Source organism: Roseofilum halophilum BLCC-M91 (assembly GCF_030068445.1).
In the GTDB taxonomy this organism is placed as follows: Bacteria; Cyanobacteriota; Cyanobacteriia; order Cyanobacteriales; family Desertifilaceae; genus Roseofilum; species Roseofilum halophilum.
On sequence record NZ_JAQPOK010000055.1, the window covers coordinates 1 to 23,876 of the forward strand.

Here is a 23,876-nt window from a genome sequence, read left to right on the forward strand (position 1 = left end):
GGTAATGGGTAATTGGTAATGGGAAAACCATTTTTCACGCTATAATCCCCATTTTTCAGGCTTTTCATGGGAAGGCACTCAACCCTTAAAATTTCGATTACTGTACCTCATAACATCGAAAAGCGCTGTATAGCAGTGAGCATTAGTATAGTTACATGAAGCTAATATAAAAAAGGTGTATGTAGGAGTGATTCATGAATCACCCCTACAGATTGTAAACACATACTTTGCAAAGTGCTGTATCATGAATGCTCGCCAGTATCCAGAGATTTAATTTGCTCAGAAAACCAAGAAGCAACGGCTCCATTACTGGCTTCTTGTAAACGGCTGAGGCACTTTTCCAAAAGATCGATGGGTAAACCGGATAATGCCTGAGATCGATCGCATTCTTTATATCGGTTATTTTCTTGCAACTGAAAGGCAAACACTCGTTGTCCAATGACATCAATCACCCAATATTCAGGAATGCCTAAAGAGGCATACAAGTGCTTTTTCTCATCTAAATCACTTGACAAGGTGGTATCTGAAATTTCGCCCACTAGATCGGGAACTGGCCAGCGATCTAAGTCAATATAGCGTCTTTCACCAGGATGCCAAGTGGGGTAATTGTCTCCAATGTAGAGAACTAGATCCGGTGCAGCCGAGCTTTGGTTGGCTTTTTCCAGCAAGCAGCCCCCAAAAGTGCTAAAGGTTTGCTTTTGCTCTTGACTGAACCAGAGAAGAAAGAGCATGGTAAATAGATCGCCGATGCTAGAGTGATTAATTCCTTCTGAACCCATTTCGACTAAGAGTTTATGTTGGTAGTAGTATAGCTTGATTCGTTCCGGGCGATCGCTATCCCGCCAGGCTTGATAGTTGTCCCAACTAGAGGGTTGCCACAGTTGCAAGGGCAGTTTATTTTGAGTAGGCTCACAAAGTAACGAAGTCATAGGATTTAGATGTAGGAACTTCTAATATGATAATTAGGGCATGGGGGCGACGCGATCGGATTCGCTTGTACTATTCTTGCATTGCCTACCCTATGATGGCTATAATAAAATAGAATAGTGAAATAAGTTTTAACTGCTTCTGTCGATAAGTTTACAAATAGGGTCTATGAATCCGGTACTTTCGCCTCCGATTCGCAATATGGCAGCCGCTCCAATTGAGGCCCCTGAAAAGTCGGGCCAGGTTATCCGTAAGCCTTATCCGAATTACAAAGTCATTGTCCTCAATGATGATGTGAATACGTTCGAGCATGTCCATGATTGTTTGGTGAAGTATATTCCAGGGATGACGAGTGATTTGGCCTGGGAGTTGACCAATCAAGTTCACTATGAGGGACAAGCTACGGTTTGGGTTGGCCCCCAGGAACCGGCTGAACTGTATCATCAGCAGTTGAGTCGGGCGGGTTTAACGATGGCTCCTCTGGAAAAGGCTTAAGGAGTGGGGAGCAACGAGCGTGGGTAAGAAGAAGAAAAAGAAGGTACAACGCTCTGAGGCTCCATCTGAGGCTCCATCAAAGTCTGGTGAATCTTCGGGTCGCCTGGTATGGAATCATTCAACCCATTTGGAAGGGTTGATTCCGATTTTGGAAGAGTTAACGACCTATGAAGGGGTTTCTACGATTACGCCAGGGGTGATTGGTCGGGTAAAAAGCCATATGCCTCATATGAAGTTGAAGGTTTCGGTTCCCATTCGGGGCGGATTTAAGCTGATTGCTCGCCAGGGGAAGACGGTGCAGGAGGTGTTTATTGTGACGAGTTTATCGAAGACAGCCCTGGAGGAGGCGATCGCCTCAATTCTCTGCTCTTAATTGGGACAGACTCAAGATGATATTCAGTCCGATTAAACCGCTCCATCCTCCCCATCCTGCCCCTCTCCCCCATCTTTTTCTTATGACTCGACCTCCGATTCTCAATCTACAAGAAAGCTACACCTTTAGCCGATACGCCGAACTCACCTTTGACCCTGAAGATATTCTCACAGAACTCGGTTTTCGGTTAGAAAAATCTGCTCTTGCACTTCCCCAATTTTCTGGCAATCTAGACTGTAGGGCGCTCAAAGAACGATTGGAGCAAGATGTGCTATGTGTCGATCTTACCAGTGAAATAGCACGCCGAGAAGTGTTGATTGCGCCCACGTTACTAGAGGTTTGCCGTTTATCTGGGTCTAAGTTAAAAATCGAGTATCCGATGATGGTGAATAACTTTTTGAAAGGAACCCTTGACTATTTGGTTATCTCTCAGACTAATTTATTAGTCGTTGAAGCCAAAAATGCAGATATGCCTAGGGGAATGACTCAGTTGGCGGTAGAACTGATTGCCATGGATAGCTGGACAAATCTAGAGGTTCCTTACCTTTATGGTGCGGTTACGACTGGGGATATTTGGAAGTTTGCTCTTTTACAACGGGAGCAAAAATCTATTCATGTGGATATTAATCTCTATCGTGTTCCCGCAGATTTAGAGAGTTTATTGCGGATGCTCCTGGGCATTATCCAAGGAGTTTAGTAGGCTATTTCATCTAATGTGGTGCTTTAGGAGTGCGAGCATCTTGCTCGCACTCCTATTTTGGTGGTCTCTCAAAAATGGGGGTTGACTTAAAATTCAATCCTGGCTATAGTGATGATGTTGATGAAGATATCAAGTCTGTGAGGGCTACGGTAATGACTCCCACATCATCGAGTAAAAGTCAGTTAATGCAAGCGTTTGAGAAGATCGTTCAGGAGAGAAAATCGCCCAATGCGCGGGTGGAAACGAAGGAACAAGAGGCGCAACGGGAACAGAATCAGCAGGTGTTGGCGAAGGTTTCGGGTTATAGTCGCGATCGCCTAGTTACGGGACTGGCTACACTCCAGTTAGACTTAGGGGAGACTATCGAGCAGTTAACTGAGAAGTTATCCACGGAAACGGATAAGCTTAAGGACATCAATCAGGCGATCGGCGTTAAAAAGGAACAATTACAAGACCTGAAAAATATCCGTATTGTGGCCGATGCGCTGCATCTTTTAACGCAAGAGCATAACGCTAAAGTGAATACATTTGAGGCTCAAATCACCAGCCAGGAAGAAGAATTACAAAAGCAACAGGACTCGGTGCGGAAACTCTGGTCAAAAGAGCAACAAGACTATGAAAGCGCCCTAGGGGAGAAGAGAGAACAGATTAACCGCGATCGCCAACGTCAAGAAACCGATCGTCAATACGAACTAGAGCGCGTGCGTCAAATCGACTCAGACGACTATGAAGAGCGCAAACGGCAACTCGAACACGAACTCCACCAGCGTCAACAACACCTCGAAAAAGATTGGCAACAGCGCCAAAAAGTCCTCAGCGCTCAAGAAGCCGAATACACCGAATTTTGCCAAAAAATTGCCAGTTACGAAGACGAACTGAAACAAGCTTATACCAAAGCCAAAGAAGAAGCCATTCAAGATGCCAACCGTGAAGGCAAAGTTAAATCTGACCTTTTAGAAAAAGAATGGACAGGTATTCAACAGGGATACGAATTGCAAGTTCAATCCTTGGAAAAAACCATTGAACGGCAAACGGAAGAAATCACTGCTCTTTCCGAACAACTGCAAGCTGCTGTTAATCAAGCGAAAGAACTGGCGATGCGTGCTTTTTCCAGTTCCAGTAATCAATAATTTTTAGATAATTTCTAAGGAAAATCTAGGAGATTAATTTACCCATTACCGAAGCGCTATCATTTTAACCATGGCTAAAAAACCCACAAATCGCAATACTAAAGCCGAAATTCTCGAAGCTTATCAAGAATTACTGCAAGAAAAGAAAGAGCTAGAAAACAAAATTTCCCAAACCCCACCCCAAAAACAACCCCTCGTGAAACCCACCCCTGTCATTGAACATCCCAGCGCCCAGAACTCATCCAATCGAGTGGCGGAACCGATGAAGAAAGTCTTGCAAGACTTGGGAAAAATTCAAGCCACTTTTGGTGGAGCCTTAAACGAACTTTCCGAGCAACTGTTAAAAGAAGCCAGCCAACTCGAAGATGTTGAAGAGCAGGTAAACTTAGAACAGGAGCAATTGCAACAGTTATATGATTTAGAAGTTTCCGAGACGACTTTAGATGAACTGATCGAGCAGTATCAAACCCAGGCGAAAACCTTTGAACTCGAATGGGAAGAACAGCGAGAAACCCTAGAGCAGCGTTTAGCCGAAGCGCAGCACGCTTGGCAGAAAGAGCGGCAAACCCATCAACGGGAAATTGAAGAGCGCAACCAAGCTACGCAGACGCAACAAATCAGGGATGCAGAAACCTATGACTATAATGTGCAACTGCAACGCAAGTTGGATGAAGAAGCCTATCAGCAAGGGCGAGAGCAGTTAGAGCAAGAGCTGGTGGAGCTAAGGGAAACGCAAGAGCAAGCTTGGCAAGAGCGAGAAACGGCGATCGCCGCACGGGAAAAAGCCTATACTGAAGCCAAAGCCAAAGTCGAAGCCTTCCCCCAAGAATTGGAACAGAACATTAAGCGGGGTAAAGACAACGGTCGTAATATTGGTCACTATCAAGTCAAAGTCAAAGCGGATCTTCGCGCCCAAGAAATCGAAAGCCAGAAGAAAATCTATGAATTGCGCTTACAAGGCTTATCCGAAACCATCCATAATCAAGAAAGCCGGATTCAGAATCTCTCCAAACAATTGGATTCTGCCTTGAAACAGGTACAAGATTTAGCCGTGAAAGCCATTGAAGGAACCTCAAATAGTAAATCCTCTGAGGCGCTTAAAGAAATTGCCCTAGAACAAGCCAAGCAAATGAAAGGCAAATAAGTTGGATGGGGGGATTCACCCTCACAATTACAGATTTGGGAGTAGTTTGGGAATTGCACAATTGCGGGTGGATGCAAGGCAATTCCCAATTTTTTTATCGCGCTGGTTGACACAGCAGTTTTGAGGTACATTGCCCAAAGCGCTGTAATTCCCCATCTGGGTTGCAAAACGAAGTCATATCGACTATGATTAAGAAAGGTCAGACCCAAGTAACCCAGGATGATTCGGATTGCAGACATTCCCTTAAACCAGATTCGTCGTCCCCTTCCTCGGCAAACCGATCCCGCCAAGGTTGAAACCTTGATGGCATCCATTGCCGAAATCGGATTACAAGAACCCATTGATGTGCTAGAAGTCGAAGGTAGCTACTATGGATTTTCCGGTTGCCATCGCTACGAAGCTCATCAACGACTGGGCAAAGAAACCATTAAATGTCGAGTGCGTCGCGCACCTCGCGCTGTATTGCAAAGACATCTCGCTTAAACCTTACTCCTCACAAACTTTATGAACACCAAATTCTATGACACCCGCATCGACCTATCGACGGAGATTCGCCAACCCGTAGTCGAACTGCTCAATCAAACTCTAGCGACTACCCTAGACTTGAAAACCCAAGTCAAACAAGCCCATTGGAATGTCAAAGGTAGACATTTTTATTTTCTGCATGAACTGTTTGATGAAATTGCAGGCGAACTGGAAGAATATGTAGACATGGTGGCAGAACGGGTTACCGCCTTGGGTGCAGTTGCCCTCGGAACTGCCCGCGTTGCTGCCGATCGCTCAATTTTAGAACCCTATCCCCTAGATGCTGTGAGCGGAAAAGCCCATTTAACTGCCCTGAGCGATCGCCTTGCCCAGTATGCCAAACATTTAAGAGATGGCATTGCCAAAACTGACGATCTCGGCGATGCAGACACGGCAGATTTGTATACGGAAATTTCCCGCACCATCGATAAACGGTTGTGGTTCCTCGAAGCCCATCTTCACCCTGTGGAACAATAGAGTAATCTCAAATCCGGTAAAGGGGTTAAACTTGCTCCCTAAGTTTTTATCAGGGTATTCAAGATGCTGTAAAGCTCTCTCTCTTGCCAACTCTGATAAACTGTAGACATCACATCAACCGTATTTCTGCTATGGACACCCAATCTTCATCCCTGAGCTACGAACAATACCAGAAAAAGATGAAACGCCGCCAAGAGGTGCAAAAGGAGCGAGTTAGCAAAGCGGATAAAGAAAAGGGGTTAATCATTGTGCATACGGGAAATGGGAAAGGAAAAACCACAGCCGGGTTAGGGATGGTGTTACGATCGCTCGGTCAAGGCTATAAAGTGGCGATCGTGCAATTTATCAAAGGCGCATGGGAACCGGCAGAGAAAGCCGTTTTACAGCCCTGGGTTCCCCAGCAACTGGAATTTAAGGCCATGGGAGAAGGGTTTACCTGGGAGACTCAAGACCGCGATCGCGACATTGCCAAAGCGACAGAAGCTTGGCAACAAGCCCTCACTTATTTGCAAAACCCAGAATTTCGCCTCGTATTCCTCGATGAAATTAATGTGGCCCTTAAACTGGGATATTTGCAAGTTGAAGATATTCTCGCCGGTTTAAGCAACAAACCCCAAGATTCCCACGTTATTCTCACCGGAAGAGGTGCGCCAGAAGCTTTAATTGAAGCCGCAGATTTAGTCACCGAAATGAAGTTAATTAAACACCCGTTCCGCGAGCAAGGGGTGAAAGCACAACCAGGAATTGAGTATTAATATCAATTAACAATTAACAATTAACAATTAACAATTAACAATTAACAATTACCTAATTGTTGTTCTCCGCAATTTTAGCCACGCGATCGCCCAAAGTTCCCCATTGAGCGATCGTCTCATTTGTCCATAACCAATTGTGGGTTCCCAGATATAGAGGCTGAAACGCCAATGGATCGTTCTGGATGACAAACTGATAGAAATCAACCGCCTGTTCCTCTTGATTATCCTGAGCCAAAACTAAGGCTAATCCCGCATAAGCAGTTAAGGTTTCTGGATAATTTTGAGCCTCAGCGATCTTTTTTGCATTAACAAAATTCTGTCGAGCTTTATGCCAATCTTGTTTAGCAAGATTGGCAAATCCTAGAGCATTGTAATACTTTGCCTGTTTAGAGTCTTGTCGAATGGCAAACTTCCAAGAGCGAATAGCATCATCCACACTATAGTCTGAATTTCCCTGTTGCAGGGCTTGCCAAGCCAAACGCCCTTTAATATAACTCACCTCTGAATCTTCCAATTCACGGGGAATGACTGCTAAGGCTTGCTTGGCATAGGAAATGACTGCATTATCACTCTCAAGCAAAGCTTCTACATAGGTAATGCCCTGCTCTACATTACCTTGATTAAACGCGGCGATCGCCCGATTCCTGAGCGTCTGATTCTCATTATCTGAATTAGACAGCTCTACAGGAGACGGAGAAGGTAAGACAATTGCAGACTGTTGCCGGAAAGTGACCCAACTCGTGTAGGCTTGAACAACAGCCAAAATCAGGATAGCCATCCCCCCCAAAATCCCCATACGGATCAACCCGAAACGTCCAAGAGGCAAAGGAAAAGCCCATCCCCTCTTGTCGGGTAACCTCTTTTCTTGGGGACTCTCGACTGGTACAGCAGAAACCGCTTCACTGTGGGCTAAAGCTTGATTCAGGGCAATATTGGCTTGGGGATGTTCGGGATCGCGATCGAGGGCTTGACGATAGAATTCAATCGCTTCTTGTATCTGTCCTTGTTCATAAAAAAGACAGCCTAAATGGTAATAAGCGGGAGCATAACTATCATCGGTTAATAAAGCCATTTGATGGGCAGAAATAGCATCTTCCGTCTGACCTTCTTCGGCAAAAATGAGTCCTAAGCGATGGTAGGCTTCCACATCTTGGGCATTCTTTTGAATTCGCTGTTGATAATAGACTTTATCCTTTTTGACGGGAGATGGATAAACCGGTGGCGGAGTAATAGGAGGTACAGGAACCGAGGCAGAATAGGAGGGACGATCCGGAGGTAAAAATTGTACAAATCCGGGTTGTAGATAGAGAATGGGTAGGGCAAAATAGAGCGCATCGGAACCATAGGCAGCAATGAGACCTTGGCGCGTCCGATTTAAGCTTAAATCAATGGCATATTCTCGCTTAAGATTGCGATAGAACAATTGACTAAACGTGATCGCCACCTGATCCGGGATGCGATCGCCCATAGCCAATACACTGGGAATCCCCCGTTTGAGCAAGCTCTCCGCTAAACTGGTATCTCCGGTTCCGGCACTGGAACAGGAATTAAATAGGGCCATTAAAATGCCATTATTGACCAATAAACCGGCTAAATCTTCTCCATGAAGTTGTTCAGTTAAGCCACTGTGTTGGTTTTTGAGATAGATTTCGCCTCCCCAGGCATTGGCTTGACTATGGCCGGAATAATGAAAGATATGATATTGTCCTTGTTCTAGGGTGCGGGTGAGTTGTTCGCGATCGGGAAAGGTGAGAATATCCAGACGGATATCTAAACCCATGCCTTCATGGTGTTGCAATTCCCCTTTTAAGCGATGCATTTCTTGATCGAGAGCTAATCCCTGTTGATCGCTCGGCGCTGAAAGCACCATCAAAATGTTTAACGGATCGACCAGGGGATTGTCCTGTAACGGTCGGATTCTGGGGTTAAGATGATAGCGAGAAAAGAGAATTTCTGTATTTGTGGTGAGGGGGCGATCGCCAGCATGGAGAATTTCCCAAGGCAATTTGGCGACCAAGGGATCTTTCAAGTGTAAACGCAACCGTAGGGGCTGGGTGCGATTATGGGCAATTCCTTGGGCAGTATGCCAACTTTGGGCGATCGTGCCTTGAAATAGGGACTGGTACAAGCTTTTCCCGAAACTGACTAAATCCACCGACTCCGAGGAAATAGGAGTCGAAAAGAGAGGATCGCCGATCAAATACTCCGTTAATTCTAGCCAATCGGCGATCGGCCACTCCACCTGTTCTTCCGCCAGGGGAACTCCAGGAGCGACTAATTCAGTTCGCACCAAGTAAGTTTTACGCAGGGGTAGATTTTCGCTGGCGCTTTCCCTGACATAACCCACTGGCGTGACGGACAAATGAAATTCTTGAGTCACCGCTTCACCTGCACCTTTTTCCCGATCGAACCTGCTGACAAGTTGGCTCTGACTGTCTTTACTAGAGTTAGAGCCTCAATTCAGGGAAATTTTTAGAACGGCAAAAACTGCTGTATGAAGCGGGAACAGTCTATGCTACTGATGGAAGGGTTAGTTTGAATGGTTTTTTAGTGCATGATGCGAATCCTATGCTTGAGTAATGGTCATGGAGAAGATGCGATCGCCACTCGCATCTTGCGCCAATTGAGAGCCACACCCAATCCCCCAGAGTTATCTGCCCTGTCCCTAGTGGGAGAAGGTCAAGCCTATCGGCAGATGGATATTCCTCTGATTGGGCCGGTGAAAGCCATGCCCTCTGGGGGCTTTGTGTATATGGAGGGTCGCCAGTTAGCCAACGATGTGAAAGCAGGAATGTTGCAACTGATTTGGCAGCAATATGGAGCCATTCGCACCTGGGCGAAAGAGGGGGGCGCAGTGTTAGCAGTTGGGGATATAGTGCCCCTACTGTTGGCTTGGCTCAGTGGTTTACCCTATGCATTTGTAGCCACCGCGAAATCAGAATATTGGATTCGAGATGAGAATGGCCCCTTAAAAGCGGGTTTTGCCCAGGGTTGGTCGGGTTCAGTGTATTTACCTTGGGAGCGGTGGTTAATGGCACGACGGCGCTGTATGGGGGTGTTTCCCAGAGATCGGTTAACGGCCCAAACCCTGCAACAGTGGAAGCGGTTGCCCGTGTTTGATTGTGGCAATCCGATGATGGATGATGTGTTACCCATGGAGAAGGAACCGGAGGAGGAAGGGAAATCTTTGGCCTTGGTGTTGCTTCCCGGTTCCCGCGCTCCAGAAGCCTATGAGAATTGGCAGGTGCTGTTAACAGCAGTGGGAAAAGTGCTGGGCGAACCGCAACCGTTTAAGGGTTTGCATCGCCCGATCAAGGTGTTTGGGGCGATCGCCCCTGGATTAGGCTTAGAAACCTTTGGTCAAATCCTGGAATCCTACGGATGGCGGCGCAATCAGCCACCCGAAGGCATGGATTTACCCTCTCCAGAAACCCTCTGTTATACCCTCAGTAACGGCACAGTGTTCTTAACCGAAAACGCCTATAGTACCTGTTTACAGCAAGCTCATTTTGCGATCGCCATGGCCGGAACCGCCACCGAGCAATTTGTCGGACTCGGTAAACCCGCCCTCACCCTCCCCGGAAAAGGCCCCCAATTCACCCTCCAATTTGCCCAAGTACAAGCCAAACTCCTCGGCCCATCCGTGATTCAAGTCGAAAGTCCCCAAGCCGTACCCCAAACCCTCCAAGACCTCCTAGAAGACCCCGATCGCCTCCAACTCATCTATGCCAACGGACGGCAGCGTATGGGTGAACCCGGCGCATCCCAAAGAATTGCCACTTGTTTCTTAGAAAAAATTGCCGCCCAGGGTGGCTAATTGTGTCAAACTGTGCTATAGTGATCTACAGTCTAAATTCATGGCGAGCGTAGCCAAGTGGTTAAGGCAGCGGATTGTGGTTCCGCCATTCGCGGGTTCAACTCCCGTCGTTCGCCCTCTTCAAAAGCTAAATAATGGTCAATTCCATCTACAACGGCGGTAGGGGCGAAAAGAATGCAAGCCCCTACTTAAAATGACCTAATCTATACTACTTCAGCTTCAGAGTCAATCTTGGGAACCGGCGAATGTCTAAACTCATTGCTTTTGGTTGGTATGGTGGCAAGTTTAATCATCTTAACTGGCTTCTCCCTTTATTGCCAGAAGCAACCCATTACTGTGAGCCTTTTGCTGGATCTGCGGCTGTTCTTCTCAATCGTAAACCTTCTCCTGTGGAAACCTACAATGATATTGATGGAGAAGTGGTTAACTTTTTTCGAGTTTTGCGTGACCAAAAAGATGAACTAATTCAAGCCATTGGATTAACTCCCTTTTCCAGAGAAGAATTGAGAGTGGCGGTTGAAGAAACCAGGGAAAATTGCTCAGAATTGGAAAGAGCAAGGCGTTTTTTCGTTCGCGCTCGTCAAGTGAGAACGGGACTCGCTCAAACGGCTAGTGCTGGAAGATGGGCCCATTGTAAGCTCACCAGTCGAGCTGGAATGGCCGGAGCGGTTTCTCGTTGGTTAGGAAGTGTGGAAGGACTCTCTGAGATTGTGCAAAGACTATTGCGGGTTCAAATTGAACAGGGCAAAGCCATAGAAGTGATTGGGCGATATGATAGTCCAGAAACCTTATTTTACTGCGATCCTCCCTATCCTCATGATACACGGGGCGATCGCCATGCCTATCAATATGAAATGACCGATAACGATCATCGAGAATTAGCCGCAGTGTTGAACCAGCTTCAGGGCAAAGTAGCGATATCTGGTTATGGTTGTCAACTCTTCGATCATCTTTATAAAGGTTGGAATCGTATTGAAGCACCGTCCAAAAAATGTTTATCCGTTAAACAACCTCGGACAGAAGTCCTCTGGACAAATTATGATATTCCAAAACAGGAAAGCAAATGCCGGAACCTATCGAAATCCTCAATGCCGCTTTTAGAAAAGCTAATGCCAACCTAGACTCCTCATTGATTGAGGATGTAAATATTAGACAGGCTGCTGACTATGTTGCTCGTAACCTTAAAAATCGTGCAGGAGTTCGGCTTTTGATGGCTTGTTTATTGGCTAAATTACATCGACCAGAGATAGATATTAGGAAACCATATACAGAAATTGGCGATCCAGATTCTTTTTCTGGCCGTAGCTATGATGAACGCTATATTACATCTTTTATTAATGATCATAACTTACCCTGTAATCATACGACTGCGTTCCTGACTCCTGCTCTACGAAATCGAAATATAACACTCACTAAAAACTTGAATCTTGTCGGTAAACCACCAAAATTGTATCAAGCGGTGCTGCATTTGCTCGATGAGATTCACCATAACCAAGTTTTCCCCGATCTACTTCTTGCCGAGATCGTTAGAGTGTTGCTAATTGAAAGAAACCAAGGGGAAAAAAGGATTCAGGAATTAGTCACCAGTTTAAATACTACTGAAGATTCCATTCCTTTATCTTCTGAAGAAATGATCAATTTGATTGCCCAACATATGAGTCTTAAGGGAACAAGTCGCCTGTCTGTACTTTTGGTAGCAGCAGCTTATCAATCGGCTGAAGAACTTCTGGGAGAAAAAGTTCTTACTTTGAAAGCCCATAATGCTGCGGATATCCAAACAGGAGCTTTAGGAGATGTTGAAATAACCCTGCTTGGTGATGACAAAATCGTCACCAGTTATGAAATGAAAAATAAGCGAGTGACTTGTGATGATATAGATCGTACTTTACAGAAATTAAGTTTAAGCAATAAGCGACTTGATAATTACATTTTTATCACTACTGAGCCAATCGATTATCAAGTTCAGTCCTATGCACAATCTTTGTATCACGAAACGGGAGGTATTGAGTTTGTGATTTTAGATTGTATTGGGTTTATTCGGCATTTTTTACACCTCTTTCATCGTTTAAGAGGTCGGTTCCTAGAGGTTTATCAGAGCCTGATTTTAGCCGAACCCCAAAGTGCTGTAAGCCAGTCCGTTAAGGAAGCATTTTTGGCGATGAGACAAGCCGCAGAAACCAGTAATGAGGAATATTCCCGATCCGATTAAATTACTCAATACTCGCTTCCGCTTGATGCACGATCGCCCTCAACGCATCCACCCGTTCCTCGCTCGCACTTGTCCACAAACCGCGCTGATGCGCCTCTAATAGCCGCTCGGCCATATCTCGCAGCGCCCAAGGATTATGCTTTTCCACAAACTCCTGTACCTTCGGATCGAGTAAATACGCCTCGCTTACGCCCTCATAAATATGATCTGCCACACAATGAGTCGTGGCATCATAGGCAAACAAATAATCCACCGTTGCCGCCATTTCAAAGGCTCCTTTATACCCGTGACGCATGACACCGGCGATCCATTTAGGGTTGATGACTCGCGATCGATATACCCGGTTAATTTCCTCTTGCAATGTGCGAATTCTCGGATGATTCATCACCGCATGATCGCCAAAATAAACCGTGGGATTTTTCCCCGTTAATGACCGCACCGCCGCCGTTAATCCCCCTTGAAACTGATAGTAATCATCGGAATCTAACAAGTCGTGTTCCCGGTTATCTTGATTGTGCAAAACCACCTGTAAATCTTGCAACCGTTGGGCAAAAACTTCTGGGGCACTTTGACCTTCCCCTTGCCCCGTGTAAGCGTAACTGCTCCAATTCAGATAAGCGCGGGCTAAATCGTCATCGCTGCGCCAATTTTGGGACTCAATCAAACCCTGTAACCCTGCACCATAAGCGCCCGGTTTCGAGCCAAACATGCGATAGTGCGATCGCCCCTTTGCTTGCTCCTCACTTAACCCCAACTCTCGCCATTTCTGGGTTTCCCGTCGCACTGTCCCCGCTAAAGGGTTGTCCTCTTCCGGTTCATCCAACCCTGCAACCTTCTCCACCACCTGATTAAACAAATCGATCAAATTGGGGAACCCATCCCGGAAAAATCCCGAAATTCTCAGGGTTACATCCACCCTCGGCCGTCCCAAAACCGACACCGGAACCACCTCAAAATCCACCACGCGACGAGATGGGCCATCCCAAACCGGTTGCACTCCCAACAACCATAAGGCCTCCGCTAAATCTTCCCCTCCCGTCCGCATGGCTGAAGTTCCCCACATGGATAACCCCAGTGTCTTCGGATACTCCCCATTTTCCTGGGTATAGCGTTCAATCAACGCTTCCGCAGCTTTCCGCGCCATTCCCCAAGCCGTTTCCGTGGGAATTGCTCGAATATCGACAGAATAAAAATTACGACCGGTTGGCAGCACCTCCGCCCGTCCCCGCGTGGGAGCGCCCGATGGGCCACTGGGGATGTAGCGCCCATCTAGTCCGCGCAATAGGTTGGTAATTTCTTGCCGGGTGGCTTGTAGTTGAGGATACAAGGTTTCGGCAATCCAGGTTAATTCATTCTCCGTGGTAGGGGCGGGTTTACCAACCATCTGGTCTTCCCACCCAAATATTCGTGAACCCGCCCTTACAACATCTTGGTCTACTTCGCGACATAAAACACCAATCATATCGTCTTCGCACCCAGATGTAAGGGCGGGTTTGAAACCCGCCCCTACCAATAATTGATCTACATAATGTGCGGCTAATGTTTCCAATTGCTCCACCACATCCCCCACTTGGTGATAAACCCGATCTTCAATCACCACCGGAGGCTCCAACCGCGTCGTCGGCTCAGTGGTCAGGGGGTCAAAGTCTAAACCCAAATCCTCTGCTAAAGCACGGGTAATTCCCTGGGGACGGGAGCGGGAAATGGCAACGATTAGATCTCGCAGTTGTCGCCCTTGGGGACATTGGCCGAAAATATGCAGACCATCGCGAATTTGCGCTTCTTTAAGTTCGCACAGATAGCCATCAATGCGGGTAGAAAGTTGGCAAGTCACCCCAGTTAAGTCTTCTGGTGTTAAGCCTAAATCTTGGTCGAGATGTTCTTGACGGATAAGTTGGGTGATTCGAGATTCGATAGCGGGTAGTCTGGAAGGGTCTAAACTATCGGCTTCATAATATTCATCGACTAGGGTTTCGAGCTGTTGCAATGGGCCGTAGAGTTCGGCGCGAGTTAGGGGTGGGGTAAGATGATCGAGGATAACCGCTTGCGATCGCCGTTTCGCTTGCGAACCTTCCCCCGGATCGTTCACAATAAACGGGTAAAAGTGTGGCATTGCCCCTAACGCCACCTCCGGATAACAAGATTCAGACAGAGCCAAACTCTTACCGGGTAACCATTCCAAGTTCCCATGTTTGCCCACATGAATCACCGCATCCGCCTCAAAGATATCTTTAATCCACTGATAAAACGCCAGATAATCAGGAGTCGGTTCTAAATCCGGCGCATGATAATTTAAGCTGGGGTCTAGATCGTATCCCCGCGACGGTTGGATACCCACAAACACATTCCCCAAATTTAACCCCGCAATCGCAAACCCTGTACACCCATATTCTGTAGGGGCGGGTTTCTCTGTAGGGGCGGGTTTGAAACCCGCCCCTACACCACCAGAACCCCATCGGTTATTAATTCCTTCTTGCACCTCAACGGGCAACTGCCCAAACATGCATTCATAATCATCTTGAGAGAGGGATATTCCCCCCATCCCCCCATCCCCCCATCTCCCCATCCTGATCTCATTCCCCTCCAAGTCATTCGTCACCCCTGCGGTTAAGCGAGTGATTAAATCCTCTCCCGTTTTCGGCATATCCTCTAACTGATATCCTGCCTGTTGCAAAGCTGCCAGAATTTCCACGCAACTAGCGGGAGTATCTAACCCAACACCATTGGCCAGCCGCCCGTCACGGGTGGGATAATTGGCGAGAATGAGGGCAATTTTGCGCTCTGGGGCTGGTTTTTGCCGCAGTTTCACCCAGTTAGCGGCTAAGTCAGCCACAAAGTTAACCCGGTTAGTAACGGGTTGGTATTGCACCACATTGGTTTGTAGATGTTGATTATAGGTTTGTGTCGCCTTAAAGGAAATGGCGCGGGTGATAATTCGGCCGTCTACTTCTGGTAGGGCGATATTCATGGCAACATCTCTGGGTAAGAGTCCCCGGTTACCTGCTTGCCATTGCTCGACGGTGGAGCTGCTGAGGATGACTTGGAGGGTGGGCACATCTAGGGTGGGGAAAAATGAGGGTGTTGATTCCTTGGTTTGTAGGGAATGAATGGCGAAGCTGGTGGTATTGAGCAGAACTTGGATGGGGTCGTTGTCTGGGGGTTGGAAAAGCTGTAGAATTTCTTCTTGACAGTGGCGATCGCGCAACGAAGACACAAACACCGGCACGGGCCTTAACTGGCGCTCCACCAAAGCCTGACACAGGGCCTCGATTGGAGCCGTATTTCCGGCGCAATAATGGGCACGATAGAAGAGAATCCCCACTTTTGGCCAATTTTGCCCTAAACCCTGATTTCGCGGTAATACGCCCACTTTAGGAACGGGTTGAGGTTCAGCAATGTTTTGGATTTCCCACCCTGTAGGGGCGGGTTGAGGTTCAGCAATATTTTGGATTTCCCACCCTGTAGGGGCGGGTTGAGGTTCAGCAATATTTTGGATTTCCCACCCTGTAGGGGCGGGTTTGAAACCCGCCCCTACTAAAAACAACAACCCATTACGAATATTCTCCACGCCCCCCTCGCTCCAATAGCGCCATAATCGGTTAACCTGCTGCAAAGAAACCGTCGAATGGCTCATTAACTCCATATCCGGGGAATCCTCTCCAGGCATCACCACCAAGGCAATACCCTGACTTTGGGCTAACTCCTTCACCACTTCCAAACCATAAGACCAATAGGCACGTCCTCCCAACAGACGCACCAAAATTACCTGGGCGTGCTGTAAAACCCGCTCTGCATAATCATCAATCGACAGTTGCTGCACCAAGTGCAACAGATTCGCCACCCGAATATCGGGAAACTGAGGCGGGAGATGGGGGAGGATTGCCGCCAAAGTTTGAATATCCGTATCGGCTGCGGTGAGAATCACGATAGGAGCTGGAGTTTGTTCGAGGATAACCACCCCTTCGTCTTCGGGGTTCCATCCTCCCGGAGTTGCTGCGATTCGATGCATTGTAATTCTAAACCTAATATTAAGCTAAACGGTCAAAACCTAAAAGTTTCCCAACGTTTCAGGGGGGTAGGGATCAAAAACAGCATAGGATAGGGACATCGGAGAATGGCAAGCCCTCTGTGTATAGAGACAGGAGTAGGATTTATCATAATTGTGGTGTCCGCTCTCCTCCTCGATCTGCCGTATCTTCATGTATCTTGAGATCTTCCTGCCAAGCAATAGTAATGCTACCTCATCGAATTTTAGATTACAAGACCTTTAAGCAGCTTTATGTCTTGTTACAGGGTAAGGCCGATACTTTGGGAGAGGCTGCGATCTGTATCACTGAGAGGATTTTACATCAGACCGATTCCTCTTGGAATTATGGGCGATCGCAGTTTTTGGTTTTCGTGTCTCCAGCCTTGAGGGTGTTGTTAATTGGTACGCCTCTCGGTCACGCCTCTATTCATGAAGTCCCCTATCTTCAAGTTGAGTTTACCTTTGATGCTCAACCGATTACCGTCTTTCTTAAACAACTTTTACAAGAATTATCCGATCCCTGCCTGGTTCATCAGGCCTTAAAAAAAGTGATTCGTACTCCTCAAGTGAATTCAGCTTATTTACAAGGGGAGTTGATCCTGCAACTTTTAACCCGGATTGAACAGTCGGAAGCGGGATCGCAAGAGTGTTTGACGGGTTCTTTTATGAATCCGGCTAGACAAGAGAGATTATTTTATCAAATTATTGCCCAAATGCAGCAAGGGGTTGATTTACCCACTATTGTATCAACTGCTGTGGAGGAATGGCGGAATTTTTTGCAGGTCGATCGCCTGTTAATCTATCAATTTGATGTGTTTAAGACTCAAGACTATAACCCGATTAATGCCCCTAAGACTTGGGGCTATATTACCTATGAAGCTAAGGGGGGTAATTCAATTCCTCCCGTCCTTCATTTAACGGAGGAAAAGTCTTGTTTTGCCTATGGATGTAAAGGACGGGAAAAATATCAACAAGGCTGGGTAGCTGCGATTTCAGATGTAGAAGTTAGCTATCAAGATTCTCCCTGTTTATTAGATCTATTGCGTCATTATCATATTCGGGCTAAGTTGGTGGTTCCGATTTTGGTGCGTAAACAAATTTGGGGATTGATGATTGCCCATCAATGTCACTATCCTCGACGTTGGTTGGAAGGAGAAAAACATGCCCTCAAACGATTAGCTGATTATTTGGCGATCGCCATCGATCGATCGCAGCTCGAACAGGAGCTAAATTGGAGTTCTTTAGAATCTGAATCTGTCAATCAAGATTCTGAAGGTGGAGCATCCGATCTGCAATCCTCTCTTTTAAAAAGCCAGATTCAAAATCGAATAAAAAACGAATTTTTGGCAGCAATTAGCCATGAGTTGCGAACGCCATTGACCTATATTATTGGCATGTCTGCAACCCTACTGAGGTTGGCTTTTTCTACTGAAGAGAATGCCCATAAACTAAGTCTAGATAAACAAAGAAAATATTTACAAAAAATACAAGATAGTGGCCGACATTTATTGGATTTAATTAATAACTTGTTAGATCTAGCTCAGTTAGAAGCAGGCAAAACAATTCTCAATATTCGTCAATTTTCTTTGACTGACTTGGTTCGCAACTGTCAAAATTCTTTGCAAAAAACAGCTCAAAATCAAAGGATTAGTTTGATTGTGAATATTTCTTTGTCTGAAGAAGAAGATATGTTTTCCGGAGATCAATATAGAGTACAACAAATCCTGCTGAATTTGATTAACAATGCGATCAAATTTACTGGAGAAGGAGGGGAGGTGGTTGTAACGGTTTGGCGCGAAGAGGAGAGGACAATTTTCAAGGTTGAAGATACGGGTATTGGTATTAACCAAAACTCCTTTTCTTTCTTGTTTGAGAAATTCCAGCAATTGGAAACAACTTATGAACGTGAATATCCCGGCCTGGGCTTAGGATTAGCCCTTACTCGTCAATTGGTAGAGCTTCATGGAGGACTGATTGAAGTGGATTCGACTCCAGGAGTGGGATCGGTTTTTACGGTGAGTTTACCTTCTCAATCCCAAAGTAAAGTTGCCTTGAAACCTTCGGGACAGAGTTCACTTAATCCCTGGGCGGGAAATATCCCTTTAGGACGCTTAGTTTTGATTCAAGAAGATGAACAGATGGCGTGGGAAATTTGTGATTTACTCACAGCAGCCGGATATCAAGCCATTTGGTTATTAAATGGCTCAACAGTCACTCAGCAAATCGAAGTGTTGCGTCCTTTGGCGATTATTACAGAAACTCAATTGCCGGATATGAGGATTCAAGAATTAATTACTATTTTGCGAAATTCAACCACGACTTATACAATCAAAGTGGTGGCGATCGCCGATGCCTCTGAACAACAAGAGTTATCCCAAGATCCCCTCACTGAGCCTGATGTGTATCTGAATAAACCCTTGCAACTCGAAGAACTCCTACAAACCCTTAGCCGAATCCTCACGCCAAAGTAATGCAGCGACCCGAATCCTTCCCCCTACAGGGATTAATTGTATCTTGCCAAGCGCCGATTTCCTCTCCTCTCCATCACCCCTCGGTAATTGTAGCGATGGCCAAAGCGGCTCTCAATCAAGGGGCGACAGCCGTTCGGATTGATACCCCCGCCCACATCCAAGCGGTTAGGGAACAGACAGACGCGCCCATTATTGGTCTCTGGAAGCGTCAATTCCCCGATTGTGAGATCTATATCACGCCCCAGTTTGACCAAGCCCTAGAACTGGCCCAAGCAGGCGCAGATTGGATTGCCATAGATGCTACCAACCGCCCTCGGCCAGGAGGCGAAACCCTCCATATCCTGATCGATCAAATTCATCGGCAGCTCAATAAACCCGTGTTTGCTGATGTCGATACCCTGGAGTCGGCCAACTTGGCTTTTGATGCTGGGGCAGATCTGCTCGCCACGACTTTGTACGGATATACCCCCTCAACCCGTCACCTCACCCCCCCAGGATACAATCTCCTAGAGCAACTGGTGCAACAGTTCAGTTGCCCCATTGTCTGTGAAGGGGGAATTAGTTCCCCAGAAATGGCCCAAAAAGCCTTAGATTTAGGGGCAATAGCCGTGGTCGTCGGTACAGATATCACGGGAATTGACCAGAAGGTTAAATCTTATCAACAAATTTTGTCTACTCCCAAATCCGTGAGATATGCTGAATAAAGTCGTCAATTGACTTGAATAATTATGACCATTTCTCTAGCGAAAGGACAAAAAGTTTCTCTGGAAAAAGCATCCCCAGGTATTGAAGCCGCTTTTGTTGGTTTAGGCTGGGATATTAAAGCGACAGATACGGGGGTGGATTTCGATCTCGATGCCTCGGTTTTTCTCTTAGGAGCCAATGAAAAATTGGTGTCTGAGAAACATCTGATCTTCTACAATAACAAAAAAAGCCCAGATGGGGCAGTAGAGTACATGGGGGATAACCGCACTGGTGCGGGTGAAGGTGATGATGAAGTCATTATTCTTGACTTACGCAAGATTGCCCCAGAGGTGATGAAAATGGTCTTTACCGTGACCATTTATGAGGCAGAACAACGCAAACAAAATTTTGGCCAGGTGAATAATGCTTATGTGCGTCTGGTGAATGTGAAGACCAAGGATGAGGCGATACGCTATGACTTGGATGAGGATTATTCCATTGAAACGGCGATGATTATCACCGAGTTGTATCGCAAAGATGGAGAATGGCGGATGAATGCGGTCGGTGCAGGCTACGGAGGCGGACTGCAAGCCCTTTTAGACCGCTATAGTTAATCGGAAAAGGGGCGATTTCCTATCTCCTGACTGATGCAAAAAATTTAGCTTAAGAAAGCTCCCTTAAAAGTAGGCATGGAAAGGCGCAACCCATTCCATAACCTACTTTCAGGGGGCATTCCCTGCCCAGTTTTTGACAACTGGGTTTGGTTGGGACACAAGCATCACTATATGAAAATATAGCATACTTTTAGAATAGTGCCAAAAGATCTTAGATAAGCAATCTATATAAAGTATTACTAAGCGAGGCTTAAAAAGATACAAATGATCTCAAATCCTAATATCGCTAGAAAGTTATGTTATAACTAAAGAGTCCTGATTACGATCCAAGGAGGGAAAATCAAATGGAAGAGGCTTATCCCTCAATGTCTCGCAGACAGTTCCTGAACTTTCTGACAGGAGCAACGGTTGCCAGCACTGTGGTGGCTGGCCTTTATCCGGCGGGTCAATTTTTCCTTCCCCGTCCCGAAGCAGACGAGCAAGGTGGAATTTTGGCGAAGGATATCCATGGAAAGCTAATCCCTGGGAGCCAAATTTTAGCGGCTCCTGCTCATAGTCGTGCTTTGGTGGCTGGCTTGAGTGGAGAACCGACCTATCTAACGGTTACAGAAAAGGGTGAATTACATCCCTGGGGCATTGTGGATAACTGTACCCACCTGGGCTGTACATTCCCTTGGAATGCCAATGAGAATCAATTTCAATGTCCCTGCCATGGCTCTCTCTATGATGCTGAAGGTCGAGTGCTACGGGGGCCAGCTCCCTTACCTTTGCGTCTGACCCATGTGAAAATAGAGGGGGATTATATTCGGCTTTCTCCTTGGACAGAAACCGATCCTCGGACTGGGAAAATGCCTTGGTGGGTTTAGGGAAAATCTCTCTGTGTCCTTTGTGTCTTTGTGGTTCCTTACCACGAAGGCACAGAGATCGTAAAGTAAAACTCATGTCTAAAGATCGTCTCAGCCAACTAAAAATAACCGTCTTAGTTGAAAATTGTGCCAGAGGTCGAGGGCTACTCGGAGAGCATGGCATCTCGTTTTTCATCGAAGCAGATGGCTATAAGATTCTGTTTGATACGGGACAGGGGATGGCATTACGCCATAATGCGGAACATTTAGGCATTGCCTTATGGGATCTTGATGGGATTGTTCTGAGCCATGGCCATTACGATCATACGGGAGGATTGCCCAGTTTAGGGAGGTTCCCCGAAGATGGCCCGGTTTTGTTTCTCCATCCCCAGGCGATCGCCCCAAAATATAGCCCCAGAGGGAATATCGGTTTGCTTGACTCTGAGAAAATTTTAGCCGATTATGGCGATCGCATCGTCTGGACTCAAAACCCTACAGAAATTTGTCCGGGAGTCTATGCAACGGGAACCATTCCCCGCACCCATCCCCTAGAGGATACGGGGGGATCATTTTGGCAAGATGTTGAACACAATCGGGTCGATCCCCTTTGGGACGATCAAGCGTTATATTTGTATAGTCCGGAGGGGTTAGTGGTGCTGTTCGGTTGCGCCCATGCGGGGGCAATTAATACCCTGAATTATATTGCCCAGATTGCTGAAGTTGAACAGGTTTATGCTGTCATGGGAGGAATGCATCTCTTAAACGCTAATGAGCAGCGCGTGCAAGCGACGGTGGATATCCTGAAGCGCTATCAGGTGCAACGGATTGGCGCAAATCATTGTACGGGAATGAAGGCGATGAGTTGGTTATGGCATGATTTGGGCGATCGCTGTATAGAGGCTCATGTGGGTACACAATGGTTTTTTGGGGAGTGATGAACCTGATATTAAACCTGAGTAGCTGTCATTGGACTGATGCGAATTTTGTTAGTCGAAGACGATCCCGAACAACTCGAACCCTTACATTTTGCCTTAACCCGTGCCGGGCATATTGTTGATGGCGTGAACGATGGCGTTGATGCCCAATGGTTAATCGGCGAAAAAGAGTATGATTTACTGATTTTAGATTGGATGTTACCGGGACAAGACGGGGTTGCTCTTTGCCAATTTTATCGCCAGTCGGGGAAAAGCGCCCCCATTTTAATGCTCACGGCTAAAGATACTACCGCCAATAAAGTAGAAGCTTTAGATGCTGGCGCTGATGATTATTTGGTGAAACCCGTCGATCTTGAAGAATTTTTTGCCAGAGTACGCGCTCTGCGACGGCGATCGCCCCTTTGGGTGGGCGATATCCTACAAGTGGGCGATTTATCCCTCAATCTCGATACCCTATACTTAACACGAGGCGAACAGAGCCTGAAATTATCCAGTCGAGACTTTCAACTGTTAGAAATCTTGATGCGAAATCCCGGACAAGTCCTCAGCCGCGATCGGCTAGAACAAGCCCTTTGGGAATGGGGCGCAGAGCCAGAAAGTAATGCGGTTGCTGCCCGTGTCAAGCGGCTGCGAAAGCAGTTACAAAAACTCCAGGTAGATCGCTGGATAGAAACCGTTTATGGTATGGGTTATCGTCTCGAAATTTGCAAAAGTTAACCTAATGTTATGAGTAATACCGTTATCAGTCATGGAGGAAAAATGACCCAAATCATCCCTTGGGGTAAACTCTTGGCTCAAGATGCCACTGGATATTTAATTAATGATTGCCATATTGATAACATTACACCCCCCTGGACTCTCTTAGTCGAAGAACTGCGGGAGAGAGTTCAACAGACTTGGTTAACTCGCTTACAAGCTCTCTATTTACGCGGCTCTGTTCCTCGCGGTTTAGCCCTTCCCCAAGTCTCCGATCTCGATAGTTTTGCCATTTTATTCGGGGAAATTTCCGGTCTAGATCGCTCCCTTGCGCGTCAAATTTGCAGCCAACTCCAAAAGCGATATCTGTTTTGCCAAAAAGTAGAACTGATTCTCTTGACTCAGGCAGATATTGAGCAGCAGCACTCAATTTGGCCGAGCATTATCCAAATTAAAAGCTTAAAAATTGCTGGCGAAGATCTCCCCATCAGTTTGCCCCAATTTAAGCCGGGACATTCCCTCATTAACTATGCCTACACTTGGGCAATGGATTTAGCCCAAACTTTGGATATTTTATCTCAATTGTCACCCCAGAATAGCCGATTTTCAGCTCAAGTGAAAAAACAATGCCGTTGGATCATGCGACGGATGGTGAGAACGGGATTTGAGTTAGTGATGGAGCAAGACCAAAGTTATACCCCGGATTTATATTATTGTTTTCAACGATTTGCGCTCTATTTTCCGGAGCAACAGAGGGAGATGGCTAAGGCTTTACAATTGGCCCTTTTTCCTTCAGCAAATCGTCCGGGTTTAATGGTATTTTTGCGGGGGTTTGGGGGGTGGTTGGTGGAGCGGGTGATATCAAGTCCGAAATTTAAAAATCTAGGGAGCGAGACGCTCCCACTCCAGTAATACAGCAGTTTTCGCTGCTATGCGGTACATTTCGATCCCCCCAACCCCCCTTAAAAAGGGGGGCAGTAAAAGTCCCCCTTTTTAAGGGGGATTTAGGGGGATCTTTTCTGACTGTACCTCATTACCGCGCGAAGCGCTGT

At 46.5% G+C, this 23,876-nt stretch carries 21 protein-coding genes and 1 tRNA gene; 19 read left to right on the forward strand and 3 right to left on the reverse strand.

Translation table 11 applies throughout. The annotated features are described in order from the left end of the window. Positions 1-242: 242 nt before the first annotated feature. On the reverse strand, positions 243-929 hold the full coding sequence (locus PJF56_RS06620; RefSeq protein ID WP_283761858.1) for a Uma2 family endonuclease: 687 nt from the start codon (positions 927-929) through the stop codon (positions 243-245). 166 nt (positions 930-1,095) lie between these two features. Here PJF56_RS06620 and clpS point away from each other — a divergent pair, with 166 nt between their 5' ends. From clpS to cobO, 8 genes are all read left to right on the forward strand, one after another. Beyond that, positions 1,096-1,422, forward strand: a complete 327-nt coding sequence (clpS, locus tag PJF56_RS06625) for an ATP-dependent Clp protease adapter ClpS (protein ID WP_283761859.1) — start codon at positions 1,096-1,098, stop codon at positions 1,420-1,422. A gap of 103 nt (positions 1,423-1,525) precedes the next feature. Beyond that, entirely contained in the window at positions 1,526-1,795 is a 270-nt protein-coding gene (locus PJF56_RS06630; protein WP_347179472.1) for a DUF2103 domain-containing protein, read from the forward strand. Positions 1,796-1,877: 82 nt separating this feature from the next. Next, positions 1,878-2,492 (forward strand): hypothetical protein, encoded by a 615-nt coding sequence (locus PJF56_RS06635; RefSeq protein WP_283761861.1) that lies wholly within the window; start codon positions 1,878-1,880, stop codon positions 2,490-2,492. 155 nt (positions 2,493-2,647) lie between these two features. Then, positions 2,648-3,625 carry a hypothetical protein gene (locus PJF56_RS06640; RefSeq protein ID WP_283761862.1) on the forward strand — a complete coding sequence of 326 codons (978 nt, stop codon included), beginning with the start codon at positions 2,648-2,650 and terminating at the stop codon, positions 3,623-3,625. A gap of 70 nt (positions 3,626-3,695) precedes the next feature. Next, the gene (locus PJF56_RS06645; protein WP_283761863.1) at positions 3,696-4,769 is read left to right on the forward strand and encodes a coiled-coil domain-containing protein; all 1,074 of its coding nucleotides are present in this window, start codon (positions 3,696-3,698) and stop codon (positions 4,767-4,769) included. A 219-nt stretch (positions 4,770-4,988) separates the two neighbouring features. Beyond that, complete coding sequence (locus PJF56_RS06650; protein ID WP_283761864.1) at positions 4,989-5,252, forward strand: sulfiredoxin; 264 nt, start codon at positions 4,989-4,991, stop codon at positions 5,250-5,252. Positions 5,253-5,273: 21 nt separating this feature from the next. Next, on the forward strand, positions 5,274-5,771 hold the full coding sequence (dps, locus tag PJF56_RS06655; RefSeq protein WP_283761865.1) for a DNA starvation/stationary phase protection protein Dps: 498 nt from the start codon (positions 5,274-5,276) through the stop codon (positions 5,769-5,771). Between the two features lie 131 nt (positions 5,772-5,902). Next, positions 5,903-6,526, forward strand: coding sequence for a cob(I)yrinic acid a,c-diamide adenosyltransferase (cobO, locus tag PJF56_RS06660; protein WP_283761866.1), 624 nt, complete (start codon positions 5,903-5,905; stop codon positions 6,524-6,526). Positions 6,527-6,578: 52 nt separating this feature from the next. On the opposite strand, the gene PJF56_RS06665 is transcribed toward cobO, so the two are convergent. Next, on the reverse strand, positions 6,579-8,906 hold the full coding sequence (locus PJF56_RS06665; RefSeq protein ID WP_283761867.1) for a CHAT domain-containing tetratricopeptide repeat protein: 2,328 nt from the start codon (positions 8,904-8,906) through the stop codon (positions 6,579-6,581). Between the two features lie 174 nt (positions 8,907-9,080). Here PJF56_RS06665 and PJF56_RS06670 point away from each other — a divergent pair, with 174 nt between their 5' ends. From PJF56_RS06670 to PJF56_RS06685, 4 genes are all read left to right on the forward strand, one after another. Continuing rightward, positions 9,081-10,343 carry a lipid-A-disaccharide synthase-related protein gene (locus tag PJF56_RS06670; protein ID WP_283761868.1) on the forward strand — a complete coding sequence of 421 codons (1,263 nt, stop codon included), beginning with the start codon at positions 9,081-9,083 and terminating at the stop codon, positions 10,341-10,343. Between the two features lie 43 nt (positions 10,344-10,386). Continuing rightward, a tRNA-His gene (locus PJF56_RS06675) sits at positions 10,387-10,459 on the forward strand. A gap of 129 nt (positions 10,460-10,588) precedes the next feature. Beyond that, positions 10,589-11,464, forward strand: coding sequence for a DNA adenine methylase (locus tag PJF56_RS06680; RefSeq protein ID WP_283761869.1), 876 nt, complete (start codon positions 10,589-10,591; stop codon positions 11,462-11,464). Next, positions 11,407-12,552, forward strand: coding sequence for a restriction endonuclease, SacI family (locus PJF56_RS06685; protein ID WP_283761870.1), 1,146 nt, complete (start codon positions 11,407-11,409; stop codon positions 12,550-12,552). Before PJF56_RS06680 ends, PJF56_RS06685 begins: the two co-directional genes overlap by 58 nt. A 1-nt stretch (position 12,553) precedes the next feature. Here the strand turns inward: PJF56_RS06685 and cobN are convergent, their stop codons facing one another. Further along, positions 12,554-16,561: a cobaltochelatase subunit CobN gene (cobN, locus tag PJF56_RS06690; RefSeq protein WP_283761871.1), complete on the reverse strand. Its 4,008-nt coding sequence runs from the start codon at positions 16,559-16,561 to the stop codon at positions 12,554-12,556. Between the two features lie 224 nt (positions 16,562-16,785). Between cobN and PJF56_RS06695 the strand changes: the two genes are divergently transcribed. The 7 genes from PJF56_RS06695 (at position 16,786) to PJF56_RS06725 (ending at position 23,736) form a co-directional block, all read left to right on the forward strand. Further along, the gene (locus PJF56_RS06695; RefSeq protein WP_283761872.1) at positions 16,786-19,050 is read left to right on the forward strand and encodes a hybrid sensor histidine kinase/response regulator; all 2,265 of its coding nucleotides are present in this window, start codon (positions 16,786-16,788) and stop codon (positions 19,048-19,050) included. Further along, a complete protein-coding gene (locus PJF56_RS06700) occupies positions 19,050-19,754 on the forward strand; it encodes an N-acetylmannosamine-6-phosphate 2-epimerase (RefSeq protein WP_283761873.1) in 705 nt (234 codons plus the stop codon). Before PJF56_RS06695 ends, PJF56_RS06700 begins: the two co-directional genes overlap by 1 nt. 24 nt (positions 19,755-19,778) lie before the next feature. Continuing rightward, positions 19,779-20,348 (forward strand): TerD family protein, encoded by a 570-nt coding sequence (locus PJF56_RS06705; RefSeq protein WP_283761874.1) that lies wholly within the window; start codon positions 19,779-19,781, stop codon positions 20,346-20,348. Positions 20,349-20,692: 344 nt separating this feature from the next. Continuing rightward, positions 20,693-21,214, forward strand: a complete 522-nt coding sequence (gene petC / locus PJF56_RS06710) for a cytochrome b6-f complex iron-sulfur subunit (RefSeq protein WP_283761875.1) — start codon at positions 20,693-20,695, stop codon at positions 21,212-21,214. Between the two features lie 74 nt (positions 21,215-21,288). Then, positions 21,289-22,128 (forward strand): MBL fold metallo-hydrolase, encoded by an 840-nt coding sequence (locus PJF56_RS06715; protein ID WP_283761876.1) that lies wholly within the window; start codon positions 21,289-21,291, stop codon positions 22,126-22,128. A gap of 39 nt (positions 22,129-22,167) precedes the next feature. Beyond that, complete coding sequence (locus PJF56_RS06720) at positions 22,168-22,845, forward strand: response regulator transcription factor (RefSeq protein WP_283761877.1); 678 nt, start codon at positions 22,168-22,170, stop codon at positions 22,843-22,845. 9 nt (positions 22,846-22,854) lie between these two features. Continuing rightward, positions 22,855-23,736: a hypothetical protein gene (locus PJF56_RS06725; protein ID WP_283761878.1), complete on the forward strand. Its 882-nt coding sequence runs from the start codon at positions 22,855-22,857 to the stop codon at positions 23,734-23,736. Positions 23,737-23,876 lie beyond the last annotated feature (140 nt).

Coding starts and splice junctions, on each gene's coding strand:
- PJF56_RS06720 (WP_283761877.1), top strand. CDS start 22,168: ATGCGAATTTTGTTAGTCGAAGACGATCCCGAACAACTCGAACCCTTA.
- clpS (WP_283761859.1), top strand. CDS start 1,096: ATGAATCCGGTACTTTCGCCTCCGATTCGCAATATGGCAGCCGCTCCA.
- cobN (WP_283761871.1), bottom strand. CDS start 16,561: ATGCATCGAATCGCAGCAACTCCGGGAGGATGGAACCCCGAAGACGAA.
- petC (WP_283761875.1), top strand. CDS start 20,693: ATGGAAGAGGCTTATCCCTCAATGTCTCGCAGACAGTTCCTGAACTTT.
- PJF56_RS06620 (WP_283761858.1), bottom strand. CDS start 929: ATGACTTCGTTACTTTGTGAGCCTACTCAAAATAAACTGCCCTTGCAA.
- PJF56_RS06645 (WP_283761863.1), top strand. CDS start 3,696: ATGGCTAAAAAACCCACAAATCGCAATACTAAAGCCGAAATTCTCGAA.
- PJF56_RS06700 (WP_283761873.1), top strand. CDS start 19,050: ATGCAGCGACCCGAATCCTTCCCCCTACAGGGATTAATTGTATCTTGC.
- PJF56_RS06705 (WP_283761874.1), top strand. CDS start 19,779: ATGACCATTTCTCTAGCGAAAGGACAAAAAGTTTCTCTGGAAAAAGCA.
- PJF56_RS06635 (WP_283761861.1), top strand. CDS start 1,878: ATGACTCGACCTCCGATTCTCAATCTACAAGAAAGCTACACCTTTAGC.
- PJF56_RS06670 (WP_283761868.1), top strand. CDS start 9,081: ATGATGCGAATCCTATGCTTGAGTAATGGTCATGGAGAAGATGCGATC.
- PJF56_RS06695 (WP_283761872.1), top strand. CDS start 16,786: ATGCTACCTCATCGAATTTTAGATTACAAGACCTTTAAGCAGCTTTAT.
- dps (WP_283761865.1), top strand. CDS start 5,274: ATGAACACCAAATTCTATGACACCCGCATCGACCTATCGACGGAGATT.
- PJF56_RS06680 (WP_283761869.1), top strand. CDS start 10,589: ATGTCTAAACTCATTGCTTTTGGTTGGTATGGTGGCAAGTTTAATCAT.
- PJF56_RS06640 (WP_283761862.1), top strand. CDS start 2,648: ATGACTCCCACATCATCGAGTAAAAGTCAGTTAATGCAAGCGTTTGAG.
- PJF56_RS06650 (WP_283761864.1), top strand. CDS start 4,989: ATGATTCGGATTGCAGACATTCCCTTAAACCAGATTCGTCGTCCCCTT.
- cobO (WP_283761866.1), top strand. CDS start 5,903: ATGGACACCCAATCTTCATCCCTGAGCTACGAACAATACCAGAAAAAG.
- PJF56_RS06685 (WP_283761870.1), top strand. CDS start 11,407: ATGCCGGAACCTATCGAAATCCTCAATGCCGCTTTTAGAAAAGCTAAT.
- PJF56_RS06725 (WP_283761878.1), top strand. CDS start 22,855: ATGAGTAATACCGTTATCAGTCATGGAGGAAAAATGACCCAAATCATC.
- PJF56_RS06715 (WP_283761876.1), top strand. CDS start 21,289: ATGTCTAAAGATCGTCTCAGCCAACTAAAAATAACCGTCTTAGTTGAA.